Raw genomic sequence first — 24,243 nt, forward strand, 5'->3', positions numbered from 1 at the left:
GGCCCGACGAGCACCGATCGTTGACAAGTCAGCATCTCTCCTGGGCCGTGCAGGGGCCCTCCGGGTGGATCCCTCCGAGTGGCCTCCCGGAGCAATCTGCGCGCCCCACTCATGCAATTTGGCCGGTTATGACCGAGACTCTCTCCGAGACGCCGCTCACCCGTTGGCACAAGACCGCGGGGGCGACGCTGGCGCCCTTCGCCGGCTACGAGATGCCGATCCACTACGGCTCGATTGTCGACGAGCACCAGGCATGTCGCCAGCGGGGCGTGTTGTTCGACGTTTCGCACATGGGCCGGTTGCGGTTCGACGGTGACGGTTCGGCCGCCCTGCTCGATCGCCTGCTGACCCGCCGCGTGACCGATCTGCCGGTCGGAGGCGTCCGCTACGGGCTGGTCTGCAACGACGACGGCGGCGTGCTGGACGACGTGCTGGTCTCGCATCTCGAGACCCCGTCGGGGACGCGGTACCACCTGATGGTCGTCAACGCCTCGAACCGCGAGAAGATGATCCGCTGGATCACGCCGCAGCTGGCCGATTTCCCGCAGGTAACGATGAGCGATCGCACGGAGCTGACGGCGATGATCGCCGTGCAGGGGCCAGCCGTGATGGAAGCGGTCGGGCGGCTCTTTCGCAGCGATCCGCGGCAGCTGAAGTATTACCGCGCGGTGATCACCGAACAGCTCGGCAAGCCGGTGATCGTCAGCCGCACCGGGTACACCGGCGAGGACGGCGTGGAGCTGATCGTGCGGGCCGAGGAAGCGAGCCGCGTGTGGGAGAACCTGCTGCTGGCTGGCCGCGACGCGGGATTTGTTCCCGCTGGCCTCGGAGCCCGCGATACGCTGCGGCTCGAAGCCGGGATGCCGCTTTACGGCCACGAGCTGGACGAGCAGATCGATCCCCTCTCGGCTGGCTTGGCGTTCGCATGCAACCTGGACGGGCGGGAGTTCAATGGCGACGCGGCTCTCCGCTCGATCCGCGACTCGGGGCCGAAGACGGTCCGCGTGGGCTTGCGTCCCGAGGGCCGCCGCCCGGCCCGCGAGGGATGCCCGATCCTGGCCGCCGATGCCGAGCCAATTGGGCGGGTGACCAGCGGGACCGCCTCGCCGACCCTCGGCTATCCGATCGCGATGGGATATGTTGCCGCCGAGCACGCCGCGGCCGGGACTCGCGTGGCAATCGATATCCGCGGCAAATCGCAACCGGCGGTCGTCACCCCCCTGCCCTTCTACCGCCGCGAAAAAGCCGCAGCGAAGGCGTGAAACAGTACTCAGTACTCAGAAATCGAGTACGAAAATCCCCTGCTTCCTGAAACCTGCTACCTCTCTTTCCCGGAGAACCGACCGATGAAACCTGAAGAGCTGCTGTATGCGGAGTCGCACGAGTGGGTGCACGTCGCCGAGGAAGAGGGCCAGAAGGTCGCCACGGTGGGGATCAGCGCGTTCGCGGTCGAGCAGCTGAACGACCTGGTCTACATGGACCTTCCGGAGGCGGGAAAAAAAGTCTCCTCCGGTGAGGAGTTCGGTGAAGTCGAGTCGGTCAAAGCGGTCAGTCCTTTGTACAGTCCGGTCGATGGCGAGATCGTGGCGGTCAACAGCGAGCTGCCCGATCACCTCGAGCGGCTCGGCGAAGATCCGTACGGCAGCGGCTGGGTCATCAAAGTTCGCCTCGACGACGACGCGGCGCTCGGCAAGCTGATGGACCACGCGGCTTATCAAAAACAGTGCGCCGCCGAGGGCTAAGCGACAGCGGGCTAAGCGACAGCGGCGCACGGTCTCGTGGGCGAATCGATTCACGTCTCTGCATATTGGAACCCATGGCTTATTTTTTTCACACCGACGAAGACCGCCGGCAGATGCTCGCGGCGATCGGTGCCGATTCGGTCGAGGCGATCATCGACGCTCAGGTTCCCGCCGAGGTGCGGATGAACCGCCCGCTCGAACTCGGCCCGGCCGCGAGCGAGATCGAGCTCGAGCGGGAAGTCCGGCGGTTGGCGGCGGCGAATCTCTCGCCCGCCTCGCACGTCTGTTTTCTCGGCGGCGGCGCCTACGACCACTTCGTCCCGGCGGCGGTCGACGCGATCGCCTCGCGGGGTGAGTTCTACACCTCCTACACGCCCTACCAGGCCGAAGTCAGCCAAGGCAATCTGCAGGTGATGTTCGAGTACGAGACGCTGGTCGCCCAGCTGACCGGGCTCGACGTCTCCAATGCCAGCCTCTACGACGGCGGATCGGCGGCGGTCGAAGCAGTCCTGATGGCGCTGGCGATCACCTCCGACCGCTCGCGGGTGGTGACCGCCGGCACGGTCCACCCCGAGTACCGCCAGGCGCTGGCGACCTACCTCGAGGAGATCGACGCCGAAGTGGTCACGGCCGAGGTCGGCCCCGACGGCACCGCGGCGGATCTGATTTCGCGGATCGACGAGCAGACGTCGTGCGTCTTGATCCAGCACCCGAACTTCTTTGGGCGGCTCGAGCAAGTCGAGCAGATCGCCGAGGCGGCTCACGCTGCCGGAGCGCTGCTGATCCAGGTCTTCGACCCGGTCAGCCTCGGGGTCCTGCGGCGGCCGGGCGAACTCGGTGCCGACATCGCCGTCGCCGAAGGGCAAGGGATCGGCAATCCGCTCGCTTTCGGCGGTCCGTACTTGGGAATCATGGCCTGTCGCCAAGAACTGGTCCGCCGGCTCCCCGGGCGGATCGCCGGACAGACCACCGACCGCCGCGGCAAGCGGTGTTGGGTGCTCACGCTGCAGACGCGCGAGCAGCACATTCGCCGCGAGAAGGCGACCAGCAACATCTGTTCAAACCAAACGCTGCTCGCCCTGCGGTCGACGATCCACCTCGCCTTGCTCGGGCCCGAGGGACTCCGCGAGACGGCCGAGCAGTGCCTGCAGAAAGCGGCTTACGCCCGCCGCCAATTCGCCGCCAGCGAGCGGTTTGAAGTCCTGCACGAGTCGGCGACGTTCAAGGAGTTCGTCGTCCGCGACACCTCCGGAGACGTGGCTGGAGCGCTGCGGCATGCGACCGAAGCAGGATTTTTGGCTGGCGTCCCGCTGGAGCGTTGGTATCCGGAGCTGGCCGATTGTTTTCTTGTCGCCGTGACCGAGCGGCGGACGCGGAGCGAAATCGATTCGCTCGTCTCGACCCTCTCCTCGGCCCCCCGTTCCCTGGCCTCAGCTTCCGGAGTCGCCGCCGGTGCGTAATCAACAACACACCAAGCTGCTGTTCGAACTCTCGCGTCCCGGGCGTCGCGCCCATCGCTTGCCGCCGCTCGACGTTCCCGCCGAACCGCTCGAGAGCCTGCTGCCGAGCGAGGCCCTGGCCGACGCCCCGCCGCCCCTCCCGGAGCTGGCCGAAGGGGACGTGGTCCGGCACTTTACCAACCTGTCCACGCTGAACATGAGCGTCGACACGCATTTCTATCCGCTCGGTTCGTGCACGATGAAGTACAACCCGAAGCGGAACGAGCGGCTGGCGTCGCTCTCCGGGTTGGTCGACGTGCATCCGCTGCAGGAGGACGCGAGCATCCAGGGTCTGCTGCAGATGCTGTTCGAGCTGCAGCAGATGTTGGCCGAGATCAGCGGGCTGCCGGGCGTCTCGTTGCAGCCTGCCGCCGGGGCTCACGGCGAGTTGGCGGCGCTGATGGTCGCAGCCGCCTACTTCCGCCGCCAAGGGGAAGACCGCCCGGTGGTCCTGACCGCCGACTCGGCCCACGGGACCAACCCGGCCAGCGCCCGGATGGCGGGGATGCAAACGAACACGGTCAAGAGCAACCGGCAGGGACTGGTCGATCTGGAGGACCTCAAACGGCAGCTCGACCGCCGCACCGGCGTGTTCATGCTGACCAACCCCAACACGCTCGGCCTATTCGACTCGCAGATCCTCGAGATCACCCGCGCGGTCCACGACCAGGGCGGATTGATCTATCTCGACGGAGCGAACATGAACGCGATCCTGGGGATCGCTCGGCCAGGCGATTTCGGCGCCGACTTGATGCACTTCAATCCCCACAAGACGTTCAGCGGTCCACACGGCGGGGGCGGCCCCGGCGCAGGCCCGATCTGCGTTCGCGATTTTCTGACCGAGTTCCTCCCCGCACCGGTCGTGGTCAAAGAAGACGACGCCTACCGCCTCGATTACGACCGGCCGCTCTCGATCGGCCGGGTGCGGAGCTTCTTTGGCAACGTGGGCGTGCTGCTGCGGGCTTACTTCTACATCCGCTCGCACGGCGGCGAAGGGCTGCGGCGGGTCAGCGAGGACGCGATCCTCGGAGCAAACTACCTGCGGAGCCGCGTCCAGCACATCCTCGATGTCCCATTCGGCGAATTCTGCATGCACGAGTTCGTCGCCTCGGCCTCGCGGCTGAAGAAGGAGCGGGGACTGACGGCGATGGACCTTGCGAAACGGCTGCTCGATTACGGCTTCCACGCGCCCACGGTATACTTCCCGATGATCGTGCCCGAGTCGGTGATGGTCGAGCCGACCGAGACCGAGAGCAAGGAGACGCTCGACGCATTCGCGGAAGCTCTGTTCCGGATCACCGACGAAGCCCAGGATCTGGTCCACGAGGCGCCGCACTCGACTCGCATCAGCCGCCCCGACGAAGTCCAGGCGGCGCGGAAGCCGATCATGCGGTGGACCCCCGAGTCATGACGCAGGGGGGCAGGATCGAGGGGCGCCTGATCGTCGATTCCCCCGCCCCGGGCGACTGGAACATGGCGGTCGACCAGGCATTGCTCGAAGAGGTCGACGGCGGAGGCCCGGCGACGCTCCGCTTCTACGCTTGGGACGAGCCGACGCTCTCGCTCGGCTATTTCCAGCGGGCCGAGGCGCGGAGCGAGCACCGGGAAAGCGGTTCGGCGGCACTCGTTCGCCGCGCGACCGGCGGCGGAGCGATCCTGCATGACGTCGAACTCACCTACAGCCTCTGCGTGCCGATCCGCGACCGGGCCAGCGCCGAGGTCCGCACGGTCTACGACTCGATGCACCGCTCGATCACCGCGGCGCTAGCCGATTTTGGCGTGCGGGTCCAGCGGTTTGCCGATTCGGCCGCCCCGCTGCCAGAGGGGCCGCCAGGTGGGGCCGAGCCGTTCCTCTGCTTTCAGCGCCGCACCGACGAGGACCTGATCCTGGCCGGCTACAAGATCGCCGGCAGCGCCCAGCGGCGGGCTGCCGCCGCGGTCCTCCAGCACGGCAGCGTGCTGCTCTCGGCCAGCCGACTCGCTCCCCAACTGCCGGGAATCCGCCAACTGAGCTCCGCCAACCTCGCGTTCGATGCCCTGGCCTCGCGGATCGCCCACCACGCCGGGCAGGAGCTCTCGGCAGTTTGGAATGCACTTCCTCTTTCCGCCCGAGCCCGCGACCGGGCAGCCGAAATCGTCGCCGAACGATTCGCTGCCGACAGCTGGAACCTGCGGCGCTGACACCTTGGCGAGCCCGGTTGATTCGCCGGGCGCAAGAAGCGTGGCGGCGGATTGAACTCACCAATCTAGGCAAATCGGGAAAATATTCGCACCCCCGAGTAACACCCTGCGGCTTCCCTGCGGTTAGAATAGATACGGCGAAAAAAATCGCTCCTTATTCATTCGATGCTTTTCAGTCATTCCTTGCGGTAGGTCTGCGGGGGGCGAAATTTGCGTAAGCCCCCGGCGGGCGGAGTTGTAACGGCCCGGCGTTTTTATTTTTTCCCGCCGGGAGCCTGAACTCGGGTATCGCCTGAACTCGGGTATCGCCTGAACTCGGGTATCGCCTGAACTCGGGTATCGCCTGAACTCGGGCATGTGGACGAACGGTGCTCAGCCCTCGCTCGAGAGCCCCGGCCCTCGACGACTGCGGCGCGGTTCCTGGTAGGTACGCAAAACAAGGAACTAGGTGTGGCATGCAGGTTTTTCTGAAAGTGGTGACGGGAAGTCATGCAGGAAAAGAGATCGCGATCGCCTCGGAAAAGTTTCTGATCGGTCGTGGCGACGATTGCCAACTCCGCCCCAAGAGCGATTCCATCAGCCGACGACACTGCGTCCTGGCCGTCCGCGACGGTCGGGTTCTGGTGCAGGATTTGAAAAGCCGCAACGGGACGATCGTCAACGACAAACGCTTGCCTCCGGATCGAGCCAAAGTGCTCAAGCCGGGGGACATCCTGAAAGTCGGGAAGCTGGAATTCGAGATCGTCATCAAGGTCCCCATCGGAGGCCCCAAGAAGCCGCAGGTGCGGGACGTCAAGGACGCCGCGACGCGGACGGTGGAAGGGGCGACCGACAGCCGCTTTGAGGATGTCGACATCAGCTCGTGGCTGGACGAGGCGGATCAGATCGACCGCGTCCGCAAGACCAGCGACCCCGACACGCGGCAGCTGAAATTGGACGAGACGCACGGCGGCCAAGCCACCAGCGACCAGCCTTCGAGCGACAGCCAGGAAATAGCGCTCGACGAAGACTCGAAGGACGAACCGAGCAGTGGCGGTTTCAAACGCCCCGAGAAACGCCCGGTGGGGAAACTTCCCAAGCGGAAGCCGACCGCCGACACGGCCGATTCGCGACAAGCGGCCGATGCGGCGCTAAAACGCTTCTTCGGCGGACGCGGGTGATTCTCCGTGAGCGACTCGACCCCGTTCCTCGTCCGCCGCTACCTCGATGACGATCCGTCGGCCTTCGCCCAACTGGTCGGGCGGTACCAGGACCGCGTGTTTCGGCTCTGCTTTCGAATGCTCGGGCATCGCCAGGATGCCGAGGATGCGACGCAGGAGACCTTCACGCGGGTGGCCCGCCATCTCCGCGGCTGGGACGCGGGGCGGCCGATCGAGCCGTGGTTGCTGGCGATCGCCGGGAATCGCTGCCGCACGCTGCTCTCGCGGCGACGGTTGACGCTCCCGCTGTTGGCTGCCGCCGAGCCAGCGAGCGATGCCACCGAGGCGGAGCGGCAAGCGGAACAACTCGAGGAAGAGGTCCACGTCGCCCTCGCGGGACTCCGCCCCCAGCACCGGCAGGCGTTCCTCCTCTTTCACCGCTCCGAGCTGAGTTACGCGGAAATCGCCGAGCGGATGGAGTGTCCAGTCGGCACCGTCAAAACGTGGGTTCATCGAGCGCGGGTGGATTTGATCCGGCAGCTCCGGCAACGCGAGGTCCTGGCGGAGTAGCGACATGCGATGCGAACGATTTGACCAGCGCTTTCATGAACTGCTCGATCTCCGCCAGGAGCCCGCGGGCGATCCGCAGCTGCTCGAGCACGCCGCCGAGTGCCACAGGTGCCAGCGGACCCTGGAGGATTGGCTCCGCGTCGAGGACTTCTTTGCGGAGCCCCGGCTCGAATCCTCCTCCGGTTCTCCCAACCGCACGCCCAGCCCCCCCACTTCAGCGGCCAGCTTCCCAGCGGCCAATTCCCCAGCGGCCAATTCCCCAGCGGCGAGCTGGCGGCCCGCGGCTCTGGCCGCCACGCTGGCGGCGAGCCTGCTCGGGGGAGTCTGGTTCGCCGGTGGGGACCGCGACCGCCAGCCGGCCGCTGTCGCCGGCCAGGCGACGCCCGCCGCGCCGTCCGCGACTCCGCAGCTCGCTTCGATCGAGCAGCTCGGTTCGCGGGTGGCTCAGCCCGAGTGGTGGGGTTCGGTTGTGCGGGCCGCGTGGGAGCCGGTCGATCCGCTAGCGGAGGGCTTTCGGCCGCTGACCAATTCCTTGCAGACCGCCTTGGAGCTGCTCACCCCGCGGGCCGGGGGCGCGGCGATTCCCGGCAGCGGCGTTCCTTCGCCGTTGCCCGAGGACGCCAATGTCGGGCTCGCGGTCGCTCCGCCCAGGCTGGTGTAGCGATTGGGAGCTAGGCTGGTAATAGCGGGCTCGCGCCATCGCTCCCCCTTGCGCTCCGTTCCTTCGCAGCACGTCGCCTCATGTTTGTTTCTCGACGCTTCCTCTGGCTGATCGCACTGCTCGGCTGGCTCACGCTCGCCCCGGCGGCCGGACCACTGGCGGCCCGAGCGGAATCGGCAGTCCGATTGCGGAACGGTTTGATCGTCCGCGGGGCGACGATGAAGATCGTCTCGCTCAACCAGAACTCCTTCGCCGCCGCGGCAGCCGGCGCCGAGGCGGCAGCCTTTCCGGTCGTGGTCATCGACGATGGGCTGAAGCGGACGTTCGTCTACAACCGGGGAATGGTGGCCGAGGTCAGCGAAGCCCCCGATCTGGCTCGGCGGATTCCGATCTGGCAGCAAGTTTCGCGAGGCAGCAATGAAGTCGCCGCGCTCGGGGCGGCGATTTCTGCGACTCCGTTCAATGCCTACGGCCGTCGGTGGGTCACGATCATCACCCCCAACGGTCCGCTGTCGATCCTGCAGGGGATCACCGAAATCAATGCCCGCTACGTGCAGATCCGCGGTTTGCAGACGAAGGTCTCCTACAACTGGGACATGCGCGTCAGCACGAGCTCGCTTCCCTCGGAGAAGCTCCGCGAGATCTTCGAGAACCTGATTCCCCGCGACGATCTCGACCGGCGGCTGGACGTGGTCAGCTTCTTCATCGAAGCGGAACGTTTTGCCGACGCGCGGCGGGAGCTGAAGGAGACGATTCGCGATTTCCCCGACGCCGAGCAACTCCCTCCGCAGCTCAAAGCGCTGACCCAACGGCAGGCTCGCCAGATCCTCGACGAAGCGCTCGTCCGCCGCGACGCCGGCCAATACTCGCTGGCGATGACGATGCTGCAGAATTTTCCCGCCGACGGCGTGGCTCGCGTGACCCGCATCGAGGCTCAGGACCGACTCGACGAAATGCTCGCCCACGGGCGACGGGCCGAGCAGCTGCTGAAAAAATTAGCCGCTCAGATCGAGGAGTTGCCGGCCGCGCAGCGTGAGGGCTTGCTCGAGTGGGTCGAAACGATGCGAGCCGAGATGACTCCCGACACGCTTCCGCGGCTGAGCGACTACGAGCGGCTCGGCGACGATGCATCGCTGCCGCTCGAGAACCGCGTCGCGCTAGCTTTGGGGGGCTGGTTGCTCGGCTCCGGGAGCGGCCTGCAGAACTTGGCCATCGCGCGCTCGCTGATCACCGTCCGCGAGCTCGTGGGCGAATACCTCGCGACCGAAGATCCTCAGCGGCGGACGGCGATCCTCGAGGAACTCAACGAGCTCGAAGGGGGGCAGCCCCAGTACGTCGCCCAAGTGCTCGCCCTGCTCCCCCCTCCCCTGCCGCTCCCGGAACCGGTTTCCGCGGTGGAGGCGGAGGCCGAGCCTGCCGAGACGCGCGTTCCGGGTTACTACGAACTGACCGTCGAGACCTCGCGGGGACCGGTTCAGTACGCCGTTCAATTGCCGCTGGAGTACCATCCGCTGCGAAAGTACCCGGCGATCGTTTCGCTGCACCCGCTCGGCGAACCCTCCGCGGCGCAGATCGACTGGTGGGCCGGACGGTACGATCCGGCAATGCAAATGCGAACCGGGCAAGCGGCTCGGCAGGGCTACGTGGTGATTGCTCCGCTGTGGTCCCGCTCGAGTCAGACGGCTTACGAGTACACGCCGATCGAACACCATCGCGTGCTGGCGTCGCTCCGGGACGCGATGCGGCGGGTCTCGATCGATAGCGACCGGGTCTATCTCTCGGGACATCGCGAAGGGGGCTCGGCCGCCTGGGACATCGGTTTGGCGCATCCCGATCTCTGGGCCGGGTTGATCGCGATTGGAGCCGACGCCGGCAAGTACGTGCTGCACTACGGACCGAATGGCAAGACCTTGCCGATGTATTTTTTGACCGGCGATATCGCCGGTGCCCCGGCGCCGCTGATCCGCAACGGAGCGGTCCTCGATGGTTACATGGCCCCGGGCTATGACGCGATGGTCGTGCTCTACCGAGGACGGGGCGACGAACGATTCTATGAAGAGATCAATACCCTGTTCGACTGGATGCGGGTCAGCTCCCATCGCCGACCACCGATGCCGCGGGAAATCGAAGCGGTTTCGATGCGCGAAGGGGACCAATTTTTCTGGTGGCTCGAATTTCCCGAGATGCTCGAAAACGTCGCTATCAACCCGATCCTCTACGACCAAGCCCAACGCCTCCGCGCGGCCAAGGTCGAAGCTCGCGTCGCTGAGGGTAACGCGATCAAGATCACCCAGGGCCCGGCCCATCGCTACGACGTCTATCTGACCCCGGAGATGGGCCTCGACATCAGCCAGCCGATCACCATCCGCTCGGGCAGCCGCAACACGACGCATCAATTCGACGGCGGACTGCAGGTGATGCTCGAAGACGCCCGCCAGCGAGCCGATCGCCAGCACGTCTTCTGGGACAAAGTCAGCGTGCCGTAGCTTCGGGCTCGAGGTTTTCCTGGATCGACTCGCTGACCTCTTCCGGGGTGACGCCGAAGAGACGCTCGAAGGCTTTGGGATAGAACCCGGTGCCGTAGGTCAGCTCACCTCCCTGGTGGCCGACCAAGCCGACAGCGAGTGCGACCAACAACAAGCCGACCTTCCAGACGCGATTCAGCGCGACGCTCTCCCGCCGCACCGCGATCACGGCGATCACCGACAAAACGACCGAAGCCACGGCAACGGCGATCCCCGACCAGCGGTGGGAGTTGACCTCCGCATCAAAGCCCGCGGTGTAGCTCGGAAAGCCTCGCTCGGTGGCAAACGACCACCCCATGATGCACGAGACCACGGCCGTGGCGGCGCCGAGCAGCAGGCAGACGAGCGGGACTTGCGTGCCCAGGGCGTCCCACTTCATCCCGAGCACGACGAACAGCCCGCCGAGGATCAGGAGCGCGATCGGAAAGTGGACGGTGGCCGGGTGGAAATAGCCTTGAAAGGCCCAGATCCGTTCCGACCAGGGAGCGTTGGACGTCAGGACCGCCACCTCCTCGGTGTGCTCGGTCTCCACGTGCTCGGTCGTCTCCGATTGCACCCTCGCTCCTTCGGGCCAATCCGCCCCTTCCTCAATCCAGACGCGGACGAGCGCCAAGTCGGCCGGGCTCAAGGGGCCGCCGTGGGCCGGCGGAGGCATCAGCATGTCGGGATCTTCCGAGAGCAGATAATCGAGGTACAGCGTGCTCGCCTCGATATCTTCCGGCTCCACGTACTGCAGGAAGATCTCGGGATCGTCGACGCGGAAGTCGGCTTTGGGATTCTCCGCCCCGTGGCATTCCAGGCAGTGGGCCTCGAGCAGCGGTGCGATGTCGCGTTCGAAGCTCACGATCCGGCCCTCCTCGTCGACGGGTGAAGCCGGCAATTCATCCCCGCGGGCGGGAAGGGCGACAAGCAAAAGCACGATCGCTTTCAGGCAGACTGCTTTATCCATTGGAAGCAAACCGAGGCGTCGGGAGGAAGGAAGCTGGAGGGGGGGCAGGAGGCGGGACCACTCCGTTCACCTCTCCCGGCGCAGCGGCAGAGGTCCCGGCAGCGGCAGAGGTCAGGAAATGGCGTGGAGGAAGATCGGTGGACGCCCCGAAGTCGAGGACTCCGTGCGGACGCCTCTTCTGATTATCAGCGCCCGAGCCACCGCTTTCCACCACCTGGGCCCACGCCATTCACTCACAACGGCGGACGGACGTTCACAGCGCTAGCAGGATCAGTAGCAAGAGGGCGAGTAGACCGAGCGCTAGCCCCGTCGAAAAATCGCTCTCCAACAGCCGCACGGCCCGCTCCCAGGGCCGCCGCGCCCGAATCCGCCAAACCCGCCGAGCCACGCGCCGCCCCGAGGCGGTCGCCGCGGCGAGAACCGCCAGCAGTTGGCGTCGCCCGGCGCGCGATGTCACGCGGGTGAGCGTCGCCAGTGGCACAGCGAGGTCGCCCGCCGGAACCTTGCCCCGGAGCCACCCGAACCGCAGCACCGGCGGCCCCACACGAACGCCAATCACCAGAGCCCAGGCCAGCAGGATCGGCCACAGGGCGCTGCTCAGATGGACCGCGTCGAGCGCAAACCACTTCGAGCTGCCTACCGGCTGCGAGCGCCAAATGAAAAACAACAGCACCGTCCCCAGAGCCGACGCCCCCCAAGGCGCGAGCAGACCCCACGTTCGCGGCCACCCAAAGTCCCGCGACGGCGGCTGTGAACGGTCCTCCGCCAGCGGCTGGCAAGATTCGTCGCTCGCAGACCTCAGCAGCCTAGGAGTCTCGAGAAGCCCGAGCAGCCCAAGGTATCGCAGCATCAGAAGTGCCGTCAGCACGCTCGTCAGCGGGAGGATCTCCAGCCAAAAACCTTGCCAACTTTCCGCCGCGGCGACAGCATCCTTCAGCGCCGATTTGGCCACGAAGCCGCTCGTCAACGGCAGGCCGGCGAGTGAGAAAGCCGCAACGATCAAGCCCCCCTGCACCGCCCGCCGCTGCCAAACGTGCGGGAGTGGAGCCGCCGCCACACCGACGCCGAGAAAGAGCGCGGTTTTCACGACCGCATGATGAGCCGCGTACAGCAAGAGAACCGTGGCGATCGTTCCCCATGCCGCCGGAGCCAGCATCGCGGCACCGATCGCCACGGCGAGCAGCCCCATCTGACTGACGCTCGAGTACGCCAGGACCGCTTTGGGATGGCGTTGGGGAAGCCCGAGGAGCACCCCGAGCATGGCCGTGGCGAGCCCGACCCCGCCGCAGAGCATTCCCCACTCGGGCAAAGCGGCCGTTCCCAAGGGGAGAAACCGCAGCCACCCGAGCAGCCCAGTTTTGATGATCGCTCCGCTCAGCACGGCGCTGCCCGGTGTCGGCGCGGCCGGATGCGCCAACGGCAACCAGAAGTGAAACGGCATCACCCCCAGCTTGATCCCAAAGCCGGCCAACACCGAACCGACGATCCAATCCTTCCGCGGCGACTCCGCCACCCCCGCCGCCAGTGCGTCCAATCGGAACGATTCCGCCTCGTGAGCCGCCAGCAGAATTCCCCAAAAAATCAGCAGTTCGCCGACGACCACCATGACGATGTAGATCCGTCCGGCATGCAGGCTGGCCGGCTTGCGGTCGTGCGTGATCAGCCCGTAGGAGGCGAAGCTGGTGAGCGTAAAGAACAGCAAAAAGCTCCCCAGATCCTCTGCGAGCACGACGCCGAAATTGCCCGCCATCGTCAGCAGAAAGAAAAAGTGGAACCGCCTCCCGCTCGGCTGGCTCACCGGACTCGAGCCGCGGGCGAAGTAGGCTTGCGCGAACAGTCCCGAGGCGAGCCATGAGAAGGCGGTGAAGCCGAGGAACGCACGGCCGATCGGGTCCAGTCCCCAGCTCGCTCCCAGGAGCACGCTCGGCAGTTCAAGCGACGACTCTCCGCCGACCACCGCCAGCCATACCGCCGGGATCGGAGCGGCCGCGGCCACCCGCTCGATGGCCGGCCGCCAACTGCGGATCGCAAACGCGGCGGCCAAGGAGAGTGGAACGAGGACCGTCAGGAGGAGCGCCACGGAGGTCACGGCGGATACTCCCGAGCCACGATGAACCGCGCCCAGTCCAAGGGGCTGAAGGGCAACTGAGCGAACAGCCCGGCCAGGAGCGTTGCCGCGGCCGTCGCCATCGGTGGCAGGAGCAGCGTGAGCCGCGTTTCAAAACGCCCCCGGTCGGCGGACTTCGGCCAATCGGCTCGCGGTGGATGAAACCAGGCGGCGTAGAGGATCGGTAGAAAGTACAGGGCGTTCAATGCGGAACTGGCCAGCAACACCCCCACGACCCACGTCTGCCCGGCCTCCAGCGCGCCGCTCGCCAAATACCACTTGCTGATAAACCCAGCCATCGGCGGCAACCCGATCATGCCCAGCGCGGCAATCGTGAACGAAGCCATCGTCCCCGGCATCCGCCACCCCACGCCATCCATCTCGCTGACTTTCTGCACTCCCAACGTTTCGGCCAAATTGCCGGCAGCGAAAAACAAAGTGATCTTCATGATCCCCTGATGTACCAAGTGCACCGTCCCGCCGATCGTGGCGGTCGGCCCCAGCACGGCGGCTCCCAACACGATGTAGGAGACTTGGCTGATCGTGGAGAAGGCGAGGCGACGTTTCAAATTGTCCTGAAACAGCGCTCGGAGCGACCCATACAAGATCGTGATCGCCGCTGCGATGGCTAGCGGCTGGGTGACCCCCAACTCAATGCAGAACTCGACTCCGAACACGTCGTAGATGACGCGGACGATGCCGAACGCGCCCGCTTTCACCACAGCCACCGCGTGCAGCAGCGCGCTGACCGGGGCCGGAGCGACCATCGCTTGGGGCAGCCAACTGTGCAGCGGAACCAGGGCTGCCTTGATCCCAAACCCCACGACCAGCAGCGCAAAAATCCAACGGAGGGCGGCGTGCTGAGGGGCCGCGAGCGAACCGGCGAATCCTCCCTCGACGAACTCCAAAGTTCCAGCGGTCGTCTGCAACCAGGCGATCGCCAGCAACAGGATCGCTCCGCCCAAGACCGTGTACGCAAGATAGATCCGCCCGCCGCGGAGCGCTTGCTCAGTGCCGCGATGGACCACCAACGGATAGGTCGTCAGTGTCAGCATCTCGTAAAAAATCAGAAACGTCAGCAGGTTCGCCGCCAACGCAATGCCTGCGGTGGCGCTGACGCAAAGGCTGAAGAAGCCAAAAAAGCGGCTCCGCTGCGGCGAGCCTTTCAAGTACCCCATCGCATAGATCGTGGTGAACAACCACAACACCGCCGAGAGGGTCACGAACAGCAGCGAAAAGGGAGCCGCGTTGAGCCCAAAGGAAATTCCCGGCAGCAATGGATAGCTGAGCTGGAACGTCTCTCCCTGCGAAACGCCCCACACCATCGCGGCGACCAGCACGACCTTCAGCACCGCGCCGGCGAGATTCAACACCGAACGGGTCCGAACTCGATCCTCTCGGAGCAGAAAGATCAGGCAGCCCGGAACCAGCGAGCTGGCGACGACCAACAACGGCAGGAGCATGCTCCAGCTCATGGATTCGCTCCCGCCTGCTCGCCGAGTCCCGCCTGCTCGCCGAGTCCCGCCTGCTCGCCGAGTCCCGCCTGCTCGCTGAGTCCCGCGCTCTGGGCGCTGGAACTGGGGGCGAAGGGAGCGCCGATGCGGAGCAACTCGAGGGGCTGGAGGGCGACCAGGCCGAGCCCAACCGAGACGAGCGCCAGCACGAGCGGCGTCCACTGCATGAGCCGAGGGATCGGCCTCTGGGGCGCTCCGTCGGTGGCCGCAAAAGCCCGCCCCAGCACGCGGAAAACGTAGCCGACGGCCAGCACGCCACCGGCGAGCATGACGATCGCCAACCCCACCTGGTGCGACTCAAGGGCCGCCCGCAGCAGCAACCACTTGGCGACAAACCCGCCGCTGGGAGGCAACCCCATCAAACCCACGCCCGCCAGCGCGAAGGCGTAGACCGTCACCGGATGATCCGCGGCGGCTCCGGTAACGTCTTCGATCTCTCCTCCCCGAGCGGCCAACTGCAGCGAGCCGACAGCGAGAAAGGCGGCCGATTTGGCACAGGCATGGGAGAGCATGAAATAGGCCGTGCCGCTCCACGCATTCCACGCCACTGCGGGATCCGAGGCGAGGGCGAAGACCAGGAACAGGTAGCCGATCTGCGCGACCGAGGAATAGGCGACCAACAGCTTCAAGCGGCGCTGCCGAATCGCTTGCAACGATCCCCACAGAATCGCCGCCGCCCCGAGCCCACCAAGCAACTGCCCCGCCAGCGCCAACCGCGGATGCGGAAACACCTCAAACCACAACCGCAAGATCACAAAGAAAGCCGCTTTGAGAACCAGCCCCGAAAGAAGTGCGCTGGCCGGCGACGGGGCGCTCCCGTGGGCTGCCGGAAGCCAAAAGTGAAGGGGAAAAAGCGCGGCTTTGACGAGCAGACCGAGGACCAGCAACACGATCGCACAGCGGCTGACAAAGTCGAACTCAAACCGCATCGCCAGCTGCTGCCAATCGAGCGTGCCGTAGAGGCTGTACAAGAAGCTCACACCCAGCAAGTAAAACAGCGAACCGACCACCGCGATCAGGAGGTACCGTAGCGCCGCCGCCAAGGCATCGAGGCTCGCCGCCAACCCGATCAAGCCCACCGCCGCGAGGGTCAGCAGCTCCAGACTGATGTACAGATTGAAGATGTCGCCCGAAAGAAAGAGCCCGTTGAGCGACCCGGCCAGCAACAACGAAAGGGGCCAGAACGAGCCGCCGCGGCTCCTCTTCGCGGACTCGCTCGTGGTAGTCCCGGTTGCGGCAGGCCCCGTTGCTGAAGGCCCCGGTGGCGTGTGGTCCGATGGCTGCGACTCCCGCTCGGTCCACTCGAAGTACCCCAGGGCATACACCCCCACAGCCAATTCGACGATCGACGCCATGCAGATCATCAGCGCGGTCAGGCCGTCGGCGTAGAGCTGGATTCCCAGCGGCGCGCTCCACCCGCCCACCTCGTAGTGCAGCGGCCCTCGGCGGAGCACCTCCCAGGCCAATCCGCAGGCAAGCGGCAACTGCAGCACGGCGACGGCAATCGCCACTCCTCTTCGCAGACGGCCCGCCACGTAGGCCACGACGCCGGCGACCAAGGGGACGAGGATCGGAGCGACGATTACCAGGTCCGGCATCCGTCCCCCTTGCCCCCGCTCGCCTCACCTCCGTTGCCCTTCTCCGCGTTGCCCTTCTCCGCGTTGCCCTTCTCCGCGTTGCCCTTCTCCGCGTTGCCCTTTTCCCCGTTGCCCTTTTCCGCGTTGCCCTTCTCCGCGTCCCCCCCTTCACTCCGGCGTTCGGGACTCCAGCGCTCGAGACTCCCGGGTGCGAGACTCCCGGGTGCGAGACTCCCGGGTTCGGGCAACCGGCAGCGGCCCGTCTCCCGATAGAAGCGGCGAAGAAGTCCCAGGGCCAGGGCGGTGGCACTGATGGCGACCACGATGCCCGTCAGGACCATCGCGTGGGGAACCGGATCGGGGCGGCCGCCGCGAGTTCGATCGGCCAGCGCGACCAGGACCAGAAAGACCCCCGAGCTGATCACGTTGGTGGCGATGATTTTGTGCAGCAAGTGCGTCCGCAGGATGATCCCGCCCAAGCCGATCCCGAACAGCCCCAGGCCACAGAGCGCGTAGAGCGTGCCGGTCGTCATGAGCGGAACTCCGAGTCAACCGTGCGGCGCGGCCTCCGCACCAACCGTCCGCCGCGATAGAGAGCGACCAGCGTGGCGGCGATCGAGACCGCGGCGACCGCCTCGATCAACAACACAAGACCTTTGGCTGCAGGAACTGGATATTCGAGAAACCGGCGTTCGGCGGCGAGCATCGCAATCCCGACTCCCCAAAACACGATCAACCCGGCCACCAGGATCCAGCGACCGCCCCGGCGAGAAAGCCGCGGTCCCTCCTCCGCTCGCGCGAGCATCAGCAGGAAGCTCATCGCCGCCAACACCGCGCCGCTAGGAAACGCTCCCCCCGGCGCCTCGCCGCCAATCCACAACACGTATCCAGCCACCACGATCATCGCCGGCGCCACCAGGCGAACAAAGCCTCGCAGAACCGGATCGCGATCGGCAGCCGGCGGCCGCTCCTGCTGTGCGTCAGGCCCCTGCCGTGTGCCCGTCTCCTGCCGTGGGCCCGTCTCCTGCCGTGGGCCCGTCTCCTGCCGTGGGCCCGTCTCCTGCCGAGGGGCCGTCTCCTGCGCCGCGACTCCACCTTCCGCCGCCTCGCTGCCCGCCGCCTCGCTGCCCGCCAAAACTTCCGCCCCGAGCACCGCGAGCAGCAACACGGTGAGTTCGAGCAGCGTATCGTAAGCGCGAAAGTTCAGCAGCACGGCGGTGACGGGATTCGAAGTCCCCGATTCCTCCTGCCGCGCTTCGACCGCTGCGGACAATCCCGGCGACTCGACCGGAAGCTGCCACACCGCGACTGCAAGCACCCCGACCAGACACCCGACCAGCCCCGTAACCAGCCCCGCGACGGGAACTGCCGAAGCGAACGCTCCCCCTCGCTGACTCCCCTCCCCTCGAGCCGCCGAGAGCGTGCCCAGGGTCGAGAGCAGCAGGACGCCGGTGACTCCCGCCCCGATCGCCGCTTCGACCAGGGCAACATCCGGCGCATCGAGCCGCGCCCACGCCATCGCCATCATCAAACCGAACACGATGTACAGCACGATTGCTTTGAACAAATCGCGAGTGCGGAGCGTCTGCCAGGCGAGCCCCAGCAAACTGGCGCAGAACAGGGCGTCGAGGATCCAGAGCACGGGGCTCATCGTCGAGACTTCCCGGTGGGAGTAAGCCTTGCTGCGGATCCCTTCATCCGTGTTCTCCGTGCGATCCGCGGTCTTCCTCCCTCCACGCATCCATTCGTTTGATTCGTATCATTCGTCGTTGTCCCCCCGCCGCAGGGCTGCCCCCCGCCGCAGAGCAGATTGGGCGATCAAATGGCACGTGGTCGCGCTCGAGAGCAGCACCAGCAACCAGATCAGCAACAGCCGCAGCACGGTCCACCACGAGTCGGCTTGCAGCCCTAGACCGAGGACCAGCAGCCCCAGCCCCGCGCTGTCGGCCTTGGTCAGCGCATGCAAGCGAGTAAACGCGTCGGGCAAGCGGAGCATCCCTACACTGCCCGCCACGAAGAAAAAACAGCCGCTGGCAATCGATAGCAGGGACAGCCCGTCCAGGAGAGTCATGGTGGACCCTCCACTGGGTCGGCCGCGAGGCGAACGAAGCCGATGGCTCCGACGGCGGCCAACAGCGAAAAGACCAGGGCCACGTCGCGAAGCGGCGGTCGCTCGAGCGCTTCGGCCAGCAGCAACAACACGCCCACGCCGCTGGTCCCCAGCAGCTGCGCGGCCAGCATCCGATCGGTTGCCGTCGGGCCGATCAAGATTCGAACGAGCCCGCCGAGCAAACTCGCGACCAACAGGACTGCGAACCAGAGCAGAATCAGACTCATCGCCGAGCCTCTTCGGTGGCGGGAGCTGATCCGAGCCGCACGGCGAAGGCCCCCGCGATGGCCTGCTCGAGCTGAGCCAATTTCGAGGCGACCGATTGCCGCGTGTCGAACACATGCACCGTCAGCAGGTGCTGGTCCACGTCGGCGTTGAGCGTGCCCGGCAACAAGCTGACCACGTTCATGAAGAAGACTCGGCTGGGCCCTTCCGGTAGCCGCATCGGATAGGTGATCCAGCCGGGGCGGATCGGCAGGCGGGGATGCAGCGATCGCCACGCCACGTCGATCGCTCCGAGCAGCATCCATGCAACCACCAGCGGCAGCAACCGGAGCCACCCGCCGATGCTGACCGGCGACCTCGACTCCGGCCCCTGCGACGACTGGGGGCCCTGCGACGACTGGGGCCCCTGCGACGACTGGGGCGCGAGCGACCAGGAAAGGTAGCTCGCCGCGGCGACCGCTGGCAGACCGATCCACCACGAGTCGCGGCGGCCTTCGGTGAGCAGCCACCAGAGTCCGCCCCAAGGAAGCGTCGCAAGCACCACGCGCCACGCCACCACGCGCCACGCCACCACGCGCCACACCATCACCAACCGGCTCGGACGATGCTGCGGCGAGTCGTTCATCCCGGCCTCATCAATCGGCTGACACCGTACGTCAGCCTTTCCAGGCTAACATCTCTTCACCTGCTAAAAGGTCAGGCTGGAAAGCCTGACGTACGTTAGCGATGGATGCGTGCTTTGAGTTCGGCCTGCAAGTCCTTGCGGGGGACTCGCCATTGTTCGAGCGAGTCGCGGTCGCGGACGGTGACCGTACCATCCTCGAGCGTCTGGCCGTCGACGGTGATGCAGTAGGGCGTTCCCGCTTCGTCCTGCCGGCGGTAGCGGCGCCCGACGGCTCCCTTCTCGTCGTAGAAGACCGTCATCTCTTCCTTCAGTTCGCCGTAGAGTTCGCGGGCGACTTCGGGCATCCCGTCTTTCTTGACCAGCGGAAACACGGCCGCTTTGATCGGGGCCAAGCGGGGATGGAACTTCATCACCGTCCGCGTCTGCAGCTTGCCGTTCTCATCCGGCGCTTCGTCCTCGGTGTAGGCTTCGCAGAGGAACGCCAGTACTCCGCGGTCGGCTCCGGCCGAAGGCTCGATCACGTGCGGGATGAACTTCTCGCCGCTCAAGTCGTCGCGGTAGGTCAAGTCGCGACCGCTGCCCCGGTGCCGCGGCTTGCCATGCTCGTCCAACTCCAGCTGCAGCGGACGGGTCGCCGGATCGAGTTTGCCTTCCATGTGACTCCGCAAGTCGAAGTCGCCGCGGTGGGCGATTCCTTCGAGCTCGCCGAATTCTCCCTCCGGCAGGAAGGGAAAGGCGTACTCGATGTCGGCCGTCCCGGTGCTGTAGTGGGAGAGTTCGTCGGGATCGTGCTCGCGGAGCACCAGCGAGTCGCTCGAGAGCCCGAGATCGGTGTACCACTTCATCCGCCGGTCGCGCCAGTAGCGGTACCACTCCTGCGACTGCTCGGGATGGCAGAAGAACTCGATCTCCATCTGCTCGAACTCGCGCGAGCGGAAGGTGAAGTTGCGGGGCGTGATCTCGTTGCGGAAGCTCTTGCCGACCTGAGCGATTCCAAAAGGCACCCGCACCCGGCTGCTGTCGAGCACGTTCTTGAAATTGACAAAAATGCCTTGGGCCGTTTCGGGCCGCAGGAAAGCCACGTCGTCGGCCCCGCCGAGGGCCCCGATCGTCGTCTTGAACATCAAGTTGAATTCCCGCGGCTCGGTCAGCGTCCCCAGCTCGCTGGCATCGGGTCCGAGCACGCGGTCGAGCTCCTGGATCGTGTCGAGGCTCGTAAAGTCGCCGTCGTAGCTCAGCCGATCGGCGTCTTTGCCGCGGAGCTTGAAAAACTTCAGCGCCCGCCGCTGCACCTCTTCCGCTTCGGTCTCCGCTTCGGCCAGCGTGGCGACGAAAATCTTCGTCTCGGCGAACTCGACCCAGCGGCCGCGGACCTGATCGTAGCGGTACCGCTTCTTCGATTGCCGACAGTCGACCATGTAGTCGTGGAACAGGTCGTAGTGCCCGCTGCACTTCCAGACCTGCGGGTGCATGATGATCGTCGAATCGAGTCCGACCATTTCATAGGCCGAGGGAGCCGCGGCCGGCTTCAGCAACTCGTTGTGGCTGGTGACCATATCCCGCCACCAGGCTTCCTTATGGTTCCGCTTCAGTTCGACCCCCAGCGGGCCGTAATCCCAGAACCCCTGCAGACCGCCGTAAATCTCGCTCGACTGAAACAGGAATCCCCGCCGCTTGCACAGGGAAACAATTTTATCCATCGAGGCCATGCCGAACTTCGCCTTTGCAACGTGAACGAAAAATCAAGGTCAACTGCGGCCAAAAAAACCGAGCCGAGCGAGAGCCGGCAAGTTTAGGCCAGAGGAGACGCGGGAGGTATAGCAGGTGGCAGGGAGCAGGTGGCAGGTTGCAGGGAGCGGTTTCCGATTCGTACTCGTACTCGTACTCGTACTCGATTCCCCGGAGCGCGCGTTCGGGCGGTGTCCTGCAGCGGTTTCGAGTACGAGTACGAGTACCGCTTCGCTGAGTACGAGTACCGCTTCGCTGAGTACGAGTACCGCTTCGCTGAGTACGAGTACGAAAGAGAATCCTGCTCCCTGAAACCTACTCCAGCTCCTCGCCATAGCCTTCCGGAAACGGGTTGGATTGGTTGGGGTCGAGTTGGCGATTGGGGTTCCCCGGTGAGGCTGGCGGCGAGCGAGTTGGTCGGGGGACGGCCGCTTTGCTGGCTCGCTTGCTGGGCTTCGCCCCGCGCTTCGATGGAGCGACCGGCTTGGGCTTGGCTTGAGGAGCTTTGGCTTTGGGAGCTTTGGGAGCGGGCTCGGGTTCGGGAGTGGGATCGCTGAGCGAGGCGGGGGGCTCGAGCGCGAAGTGGTCGTACCACTGGGCGATTTCGGCGGCGGTGGCCGGTGCGGCGGGTTTTTCCTGACCGAGGGACTTGCCGTCGGCAGCGGCGTCGCCACCGGCAGCGGCGTCGCCACCGGCAGTGGCGTCGCCACCGGCAGTTCGGGGGGCGGGCGGCCAGGGAATGGCCAACTGGGGACCGCCGTTGCGCAGCCGGTCGTACCACTGGTCGGCGTCAAAGCAAGTCGCTCCGCGGCGTGCGGCTGCCCGCTGGATGCGGTGGTCCGAGGAGACGACCGTTAGCCGCCGGGGAGTGGGGTGGCGAGCGATCAGTTCTTCGATCAGATCGTCCGCTTCGGGATAATCGACCGCGTACTGCACCCGGATCGACTCGATGCGGAGATCGTGAGGGAGATGGCGGGGAGGGTCTTGGGCGTCGAAGACCAGGCAGGTTTCGGCCGCTAGCGCCGAGTCGATATGGAGGGCGATCTGGTGGACCAGCCGCCGCCGCGCCCGCTGCAACCAGCCGACTCCCCTGCCCCGCTCGAGCGCGTCGGAGTGGTGCAAAAGGTTGTAGGCGTCGATCAGCAGCAACATGACGGCACTCGATTTGCGTCGCTCGCGTCGCGGCCTCGGACCGTCGCGGCCCTGGAGCTCGGGGCCGTGCGACGCGGCGCCCGTACAACTCGGACAAACTGGGCAAGCAAACTGGGCAAGATCGTTAAATACCGTGTTTAGAAACCGCGAAAGCTGGTCCAAACGCACCGGCCGGCTGAGGTCGGCTGGCCGCCATGCGCTCACCCAGTGGCCTCGGCTGAGCGGCTGGATTGTCCGGGAAGCGGCGGTGCTGGTGGCGCTGTTTCTGACCAGCCTCGGCATCTGGTTCTTTGTCGAGTTGGCCGAGGAGGTTCGCGAGGGGAGTTTCCAACACGTCGATCGGCAGATGCTGCTAATGCTGCGGGAGGCCGAAGATCCGGCCGATCCGCTGGGCCCACGCTGGTTCGAGGAGGCGGCTCGCGACTTCACCGCCCTCGGCGGAGTGGCGGTGCTGGCCGGGCTCAGCTTGGCGGTCTGCGGCTATCTGCTCCTTCGCCGCCAGCACGATCTGTTTCTGGTGATGGCTACCGCCGCGATCGGCGCGCTCCTGCTCAACACGGCCCTCAAGTACGCATTCGATCGCCCCCGCCCCGATCTCGTCCCCCACGGGTCGTACGTCTACACCCGCAGCTTTCCCAGCGGGCACTCGATGATGGCCGCGACGATCTATTTAACGATCGGCGTGATGCTCACCCGGATCCAGCGGCAGCTGGTCGTTCGCTACTATTTGTTCTCGCTGTGCGTGCTGACCACGTTGCTGGTCGGAGCCAGCCGGGTTTATCTCGGCGTGCACTGGCCGACCGATGTGCTCGCCGGGTGGCTTGCCGGATCGGCCTGGGCGGCGATTTGCTACCTGCTGGCGACGTGGCGGTACCGCGTCGGCGCCGGCCGGCTCGAGCGGGTTTCGAGCGAGGAACGCGCGGCGGAAATCGAGCAGGCCGAGCACAGCGAGCACCTTTCGGGATCGTAGGAACCTCCATGCCGATCAGTTCAACTCCCCGCACTCTCGTCCTTTGGAATCCTCGAGCCGGACGGGCTCATGAGGCGGGGTCCGTTCGCCGGCTCCTCGAATCGCTGCGGAACGTCGTCGTCCATGAAGCCGCATCGAATGACGACGCAGCGGCTCGAGCGGCGGAGGCTGCCGACGAAGGGTTCGAGCGGGTGGTGGCCGCGGGCGGCGACGGCACGGTCAATGCGATCGCCGGCAGCATCGTCGCCAGCGGTTCGAGCGTCTCGCTGGCGATCCTCCCGATGGGAACGGCCAACGATTTTGCCCTGACGCTGGCGATGCCCGACGATTTGACCCGCGCGGCCGAGCTCTGCTTGATGGACTCCACCCGCCGCCTCGACGTCGTCGAAGTCGAGACCCGCAGCTCGCTCCGCTACTTCCTGAACGTCGCCGCGGGAGGCAACAGCGATCAAGTGACCCGCTGCTTGAACGACGAGCTGAAGGAGCGCTGGGGAGCACTCTGCTACATCCGCGGGGCGATCGACATCCTCGGCGATCTCTCCAGCTACCATGCGAGCGTGCGGTTCGACGAAGAGGACCAGCCGATCGAGATCGATCTCTGGAATGTGATCATCGCCAACGGGCGCACCAACGCCGGGCACCTGATGGTCGCCCCGCGGGCGAATCCCGAAGATGGGTTGCTCGACGTCGTCCTGATCCGCAACGGGACCACGAAGGATTTGGCGGGTCTGATGGCCCGCTTCATCGCCTCGGATTACCTCGATTCACCGCAGGTCCTGTTTCGCCAGGCGCGGCAAGTCGTGATCAACTCTCAGCCGCCGCTGCGGTACTCGTTCGATGGCGAAGCGGTCGAGCAGCAGCCGACGCTGTTTCGCGCCCTGCCGGGAGCGCTCGAGATGGTCGTGGGCCCCGAGTACACCGCCACGTCCCCAGGGCCCGGGGTCTAGCCCGGATGACTCCTGCGGAGTG

22 protein-coding genes are annotated in these 24,243 nt (G+C 65.9%); 11 read left to right on the forward strand and 11 right to left on the reverse strand.

What is annotated here, in order from left to right:
* Window positions 1–128 precede the first annotated feature (128 nt).
* The 9 genes from gcvT (at window position 129) to GNK13_RS12765 (ending at window position 10,278) form a co-directional block, all read left to right on the forward strand.
* The gene (gcvT, locus tag GNK13_RS12725; protein ID WP_164102910.1) at window positions 129–1,262 is read left to right on the forward strand and encodes a glycine cleavage system aminomethyltransferase GcvT; all 1,134 of its coding nucleotides are present in this window, start codon (window positions 129–131) and stop codon (window positions 1,260–1,262) included.
* An 84-nt stretch (window positions 1,263–1,346) separates the two neighbouring features.
* A complete protein-coding gene (gene gcvH, locus GNK13_RS12730) occupies window positions 1,347–1,742 on the forward strand; it encodes a glycine cleavage system protein GcvH (protein ID WP_164102911.1) in 396 nt (131 codons plus the stop codon).
* A 74-nt stretch (window positions 1,743–1,816) separates the two neighbouring features.
* Window positions 1,817–3,202 carry an aminomethyl-transferring glycine dehydrogenase subunit GcvPA gene (gene gcvPA, locus GNK13_RS12735; RefSeq protein ID WP_164102912.1) on the forward strand — a complete coding sequence of 462 codons (1,386 nt, stop codon included), beginning with the start codon at window positions 1,817–1,819 and terminating at the stop codon, window positions 3,200–3,202.
* Complete coding sequence (gene gcvPB, locus GNK13_RS12740) at window positions 3,195–4,652, forward strand: aminomethyl-transferring glycine dehydrogenase subunit GcvPB (RefSeq protein ID WP_164102913.1); 1,458 nt, start codon at window positions 3,195–3,197, stop codon at window positions 4,650–4,652. The genes gcvPA and gcvPB overlap by 8 nt, the downstream gene beginning before the upstream one ends.
* The gene (locus GNK13_RS12745; RefSeq protein WP_164102914.1) at window positions 4,634–5,422 is read left to right on the forward strand and encodes a lipoate--protein ligase family protein; all 789 of its coding nucleotides are present in this window, start codon (window positions 4,634–4,636) and stop codon (window positions 5,420–5,422) included. Before gcvPB ends, GNK13_RS12745 begins: the two co-directional genes overlap by 19 nt.
* Window positions 5,423–5,877: 455 nt before the next feature.
* Window positions 5,878–6,582 (forward strand): FHA domain-containing protein, encoded by a 705-nt coding sequence (locus GNK13_RS12750; protein WP_164102915.1) that lies wholly within the window; start codon window positions 5,878–5,880, stop codon window positions 6,580–6,582.
* Window positions 6,583–6,588: 6 nt separating this feature from the next.
* A complete protein-coding gene (locus tag GNK13_RS12755) occupies window positions 6,589–7,131 on the forward strand; it encodes an RNA polymerase sigma factor (RefSeq protein WP_203329045.1) in 543 nt (180 codons plus the stop codon).
* Window positions 7,132–7,135: 4 nt separating this feature from the next.
* Window positions 7,136–7,792, forward strand: a complete 657-nt coding sequence (locus GNK13_RS12760; RefSeq protein WP_164102916.1) for a hypothetical protein — start codon at window positions 7,136–7,138, stop codon at window positions 7,790–7,792.
* 80 nt (window positions 7,793–7,872) lie between these two features.
* Window positions 7,873–10,278: a carboxylesterase family protein gene (locus GNK13_RS12765; RefSeq protein ID WP_164102917.1), complete on the forward strand. Its 2,406-nt coding sequence runs from the start codon at window positions 7,873–7,875 to the stop codon at window positions 10,276–10,278.
* On the opposite strand, the gene GNK13_RS12770 is transcribed toward GNK13_RS12765, so the two are convergent.
* The 11 genes from GNK13_RS12770 to GNK13_RS12820 all read right to left on the reverse strand — a co-directional run bounded on the left by GNK13_RS12770 (window position 10,265) and on the right by GNK13_RS12820 (window position 22,304).
* On the reverse strand, window positions 10,265–11,266 hold the full coding sequence (locus GNK13_RS12770; RefSeq protein WP_164102918.1) for a c-type cytochrome domain-containing protein: 1,002 nt from the start codon (window positions 11,264–11,266) through the stop codon (window positions 10,265–10,267). The genes GNK13_RS12765 and GNK13_RS12770 overlap by 14 nt on opposite strands.
* A gap of 253 nt (window positions 11,267–11,519) precedes the next feature.
* Window positions 11,520–13,355, reverse strand: a complete 1,836-nt coding sequence (locus GNK13_RS12775) for a complex I subunit 5 family protein (RefSeq protein ID WP_164102919.1) — start codon at window positions 13,353–13,355, stop codon at window positions 11,520–11,522.
* Entirely contained in the window at window positions 13,352–14,848 is a 1,497-nt protein-coding gene (locus tag GNK13_RS12780) for a complex I subunit 5 family protein (RefSeq protein ID WP_164102920.1), read from the reverse strand. The genes GNK13_RS12775 and GNK13_RS12780 overlap by 4 nt, the downstream gene beginning before the upstream one ends.
* Window positions 14,845–16,485, reverse strand: coding sequence for a complex I subunit 5 family protein (locus tag GNK13_RS12785; RefSeq protein WP_164102921.1), 1,641 nt, complete (start codon window positions 16,483–16,485; stop codon window positions 14,845–14,847). The genes GNK13_RS12780 and GNK13_RS12785 overlap by 4 nt, the downstream gene beginning before the upstream one ends.
* Window positions 16,470–16,997, reverse strand: a complete 528-nt coding sequence (locus GNK13_RS21500) for a sodium:proton antiporter (RefSeq protein WP_203329046.1) — start codon at window positions 16,995–16,997, stop codon at window positions 16,470–16,472. The genes GNK13_RS12785 and GNK13_RS21500 overlap by 16 nt, the downstream gene beginning before the upstream one ends.
* Window positions 16,994–18,115: a hydrogenase subunit MbhD domain-containing protein gene (locus tag GNK13_RS12795; protein WP_164102922.1), complete on the reverse strand. Its 1,122-nt coding sequence runs from the start codon at window positions 18,113–18,115 to the stop codon at window positions 16,994–16,996. The genes GNK13_RS21500 and GNK13_RS12795 overlap by 4 nt, the downstream gene beginning before the upstream one ends.
* A 108-nt stretch (window positions 18,116–18,223) precedes the next feature.
* Complete coding sequence (mnhG, locus tag GNK13_RS12800; RefSeq protein ID WP_164102923.1) at window positions 18,224–18,535, reverse strand: monovalent cation/H(+) antiporter subunit G; 312 nt, start codon at window positions 18,533–18,535, stop codon at window positions 18,224–18,226.
* A complete protein-coding gene (locus GNK13_RS12805) occupies window positions 18,532–18,801 on the reverse strand; it encodes a monovalent cation/H+ antiporter complex subunit F (protein WP_164102924.1) in 270 nt (89 codons plus the stop codon). Before GNK13_RS12805 ends, mnhG begins: the two co-directional genes overlap by 4 nt.
* Window positions 18,798–19,424, reverse strand: coding sequence for a Na+/H+ antiporter subunit E (locus GNK13_RS12810; RefSeq protein ID WP_164102925.1), 627 nt, complete (start codon window positions 19,422–19,424; stop codon window positions 18,798–18,800). The genes GNK13_RS12805 and GNK13_RS12810 overlap by 4 nt, the downstream gene beginning before the upstream one ends.
* Before the next feature lie 95 nt (window positions 19,425–19,519).
* On the reverse strand, window positions 19,520–21,124 hold the full coding sequence (locus GNK13_RS12815) for a glycine--tRNA ligase (protein WP_164102926.1): 1,605 nt from the start codon (window positions 21,122–21,124) through the stop codon (window positions 19,520–19,522).
* Window positions 21,125–21,467: 343 nt separating this feature from the next.
* Window positions 21,468–22,304 carry an NYN domain-containing protein gene (locus GNK13_RS12820; protein ID WP_164102927.1) on the reverse strand — a complete coding sequence of 279 codons (837 nt, stop codon included), beginning with the start codon at window positions 22,302–22,304 and terminating at the stop codon, window positions 21,468–21,470.
* A 133-nt stretch (window positions 22,305–22,437) separates the two neighbouring features.
* On the opposite strand from GNK13_RS12820, the gene GNK13_RS12825 reads away from it, so the two are divergent.
* Window positions 22,438–23,274 (forward strand): phosphatase PAP2 family protein, encoded by an 837-nt coding sequence (locus GNK13_RS12825; protein WP_203329047.1) that lies wholly within the window; start codon window positions 22,438–22,440, stop codon window positions 23,272–23,274.
* An 8-nt stretch (window positions 23,275–23,282) separates the two neighbouring features.
* A complete protein-coding gene (locus tag GNK13_RS12830; protein WP_164102929.1) occupies window positions 23,283–24,221 on the forward strand; it encodes a diacylglycerol/lipid kinase family protein in 939 nt (312 codons plus the stop codon).
* The last annotated feature ends 22 nt before the right edge of the window (window positions 24,222–24,243 follow it).

The sequence above is a fragment of the Candidatus Laterigemmans baculatus genome, from assembly GCF_010367455.1.
GTDB lineage: Bacteria > Planctomycetota > Planctomycetia > Pirellulales > Pirellulaceae > Laterigemmans > Laterigemmans baculatus.

Coding starts and splice junctions, on each gene's coding strand:
- gcvT (WP_164102910.1), top strand. CDS start 129: ATGACCGAGACTCTCTCCGAGACGCCGCTCACCCGTTGGCACAAGACC.
- gcvH (WP_164102911.1), top strand. CDS start 1,347: ATGAAACCTGAAGAGCTGCTGTATGCGGAGTCGCACGAGTGGGTGCAC.
- gcvPA (WP_164102912.1), top strand. CDS start 1,817: ATGGCTTATTTTTTTCACACCGACGAAGACCGCCGGCAGATGCTCGCG.
- GNK13_RS12750 (WP_164102915.1), top strand. CDS start 5,878: ATGCAGGTTTTTCTGAAAGTGGTGACGGGAAGTCATGCAGGAAAAGAG.
- GNK13_RS12760 (WP_164102916.1), top strand. CDS start 7,136: ATGCGATGCGAACGATTTGACCAGCGCTTTCATGAACTGCTCGATCTC.
- GNK13_RS12765 (WP_164102917.1), top strand. CDS start 7,873: ATGTTTGTTTCTCGACGCTTCCTCTGGCTGATCGCACTGCTCGGCTGG.
- GNK13_RS12770 (WP_164102918.1), bottom strand. CDS start 11,266: ATGGATAAAGCAGTCTGCCTGAAAGCGATCGTGCTTTTGCTTGTCGCC.
- GNK13_RS12780 (WP_164102920.1), bottom strand. CDS start 14,848: ATGAGCTGGAGCATGCTCCTGCCGTTGTTGGTCGTCGCCAGCTCGCTG.
- GNK13_RS12785 (WP_164102921.1), bottom strand. CDS start 16,485: ATGCCGGACCTGGTAATCGTCGCTCCGATCCTCGTCCCCTTGGTCGCC.
- GNK13_RS21500 (WP_203329046.1), bottom strand. CDS start 16,997: ATGACGACCGGCACGCTCTACGCGCTCTGTGGCCTGGGGCTGTTCGGG.
- GNK13_RS12795 (WP_164102922.1), bottom strand. CDS start 18,115: ATGAGCCCCGTGCTCTGGATCCTCGACGCCCTGTTCTGCGCCAGTTTG.
- mnhG (WP_164102923.1), bottom strand. CDS start 18,535: ATGACTCTCCTGGACGGGCTGTCCCTGCTATCGATTGCCAGCGGCTGT.
- GNK13_RS12805 (WP_164102924.1), bottom strand. CDS start 18,801: ATGAGTCTGATTCTGCTCTGGTTCGCAGTCCTGTTGGTCGCGAGTTTG.
- GNK13_RS12810 (WP_164102925.1), bottom strand. CDS start 19,424: ATGAACGACTCGCCGCAGCATCGTCCGAGCCGGTTGGTGATGGTGTGG.
- GNK13_RS12815 (WP_164102926.1), bottom strand. CDS start 21,124: ATGGATAAAATTGTTTCCCTGTGCAAGCGGCGGGGATTCCTGTTTCAG.
- GNK13_RS12820 (WP_164102927.1), bottom strand. CDS start 22,304: ATGTTGCTGCTGATCGACGCCTACAACCTTTTGCACCACTCCGACGCG.
- GNK13_RS12830 (WP_164102929.1), top strand. CDS start 23,283: ATGCCGATCAGTTCAACTCCCCGCACTCTCGTCCTTTGGAATCCTCGA.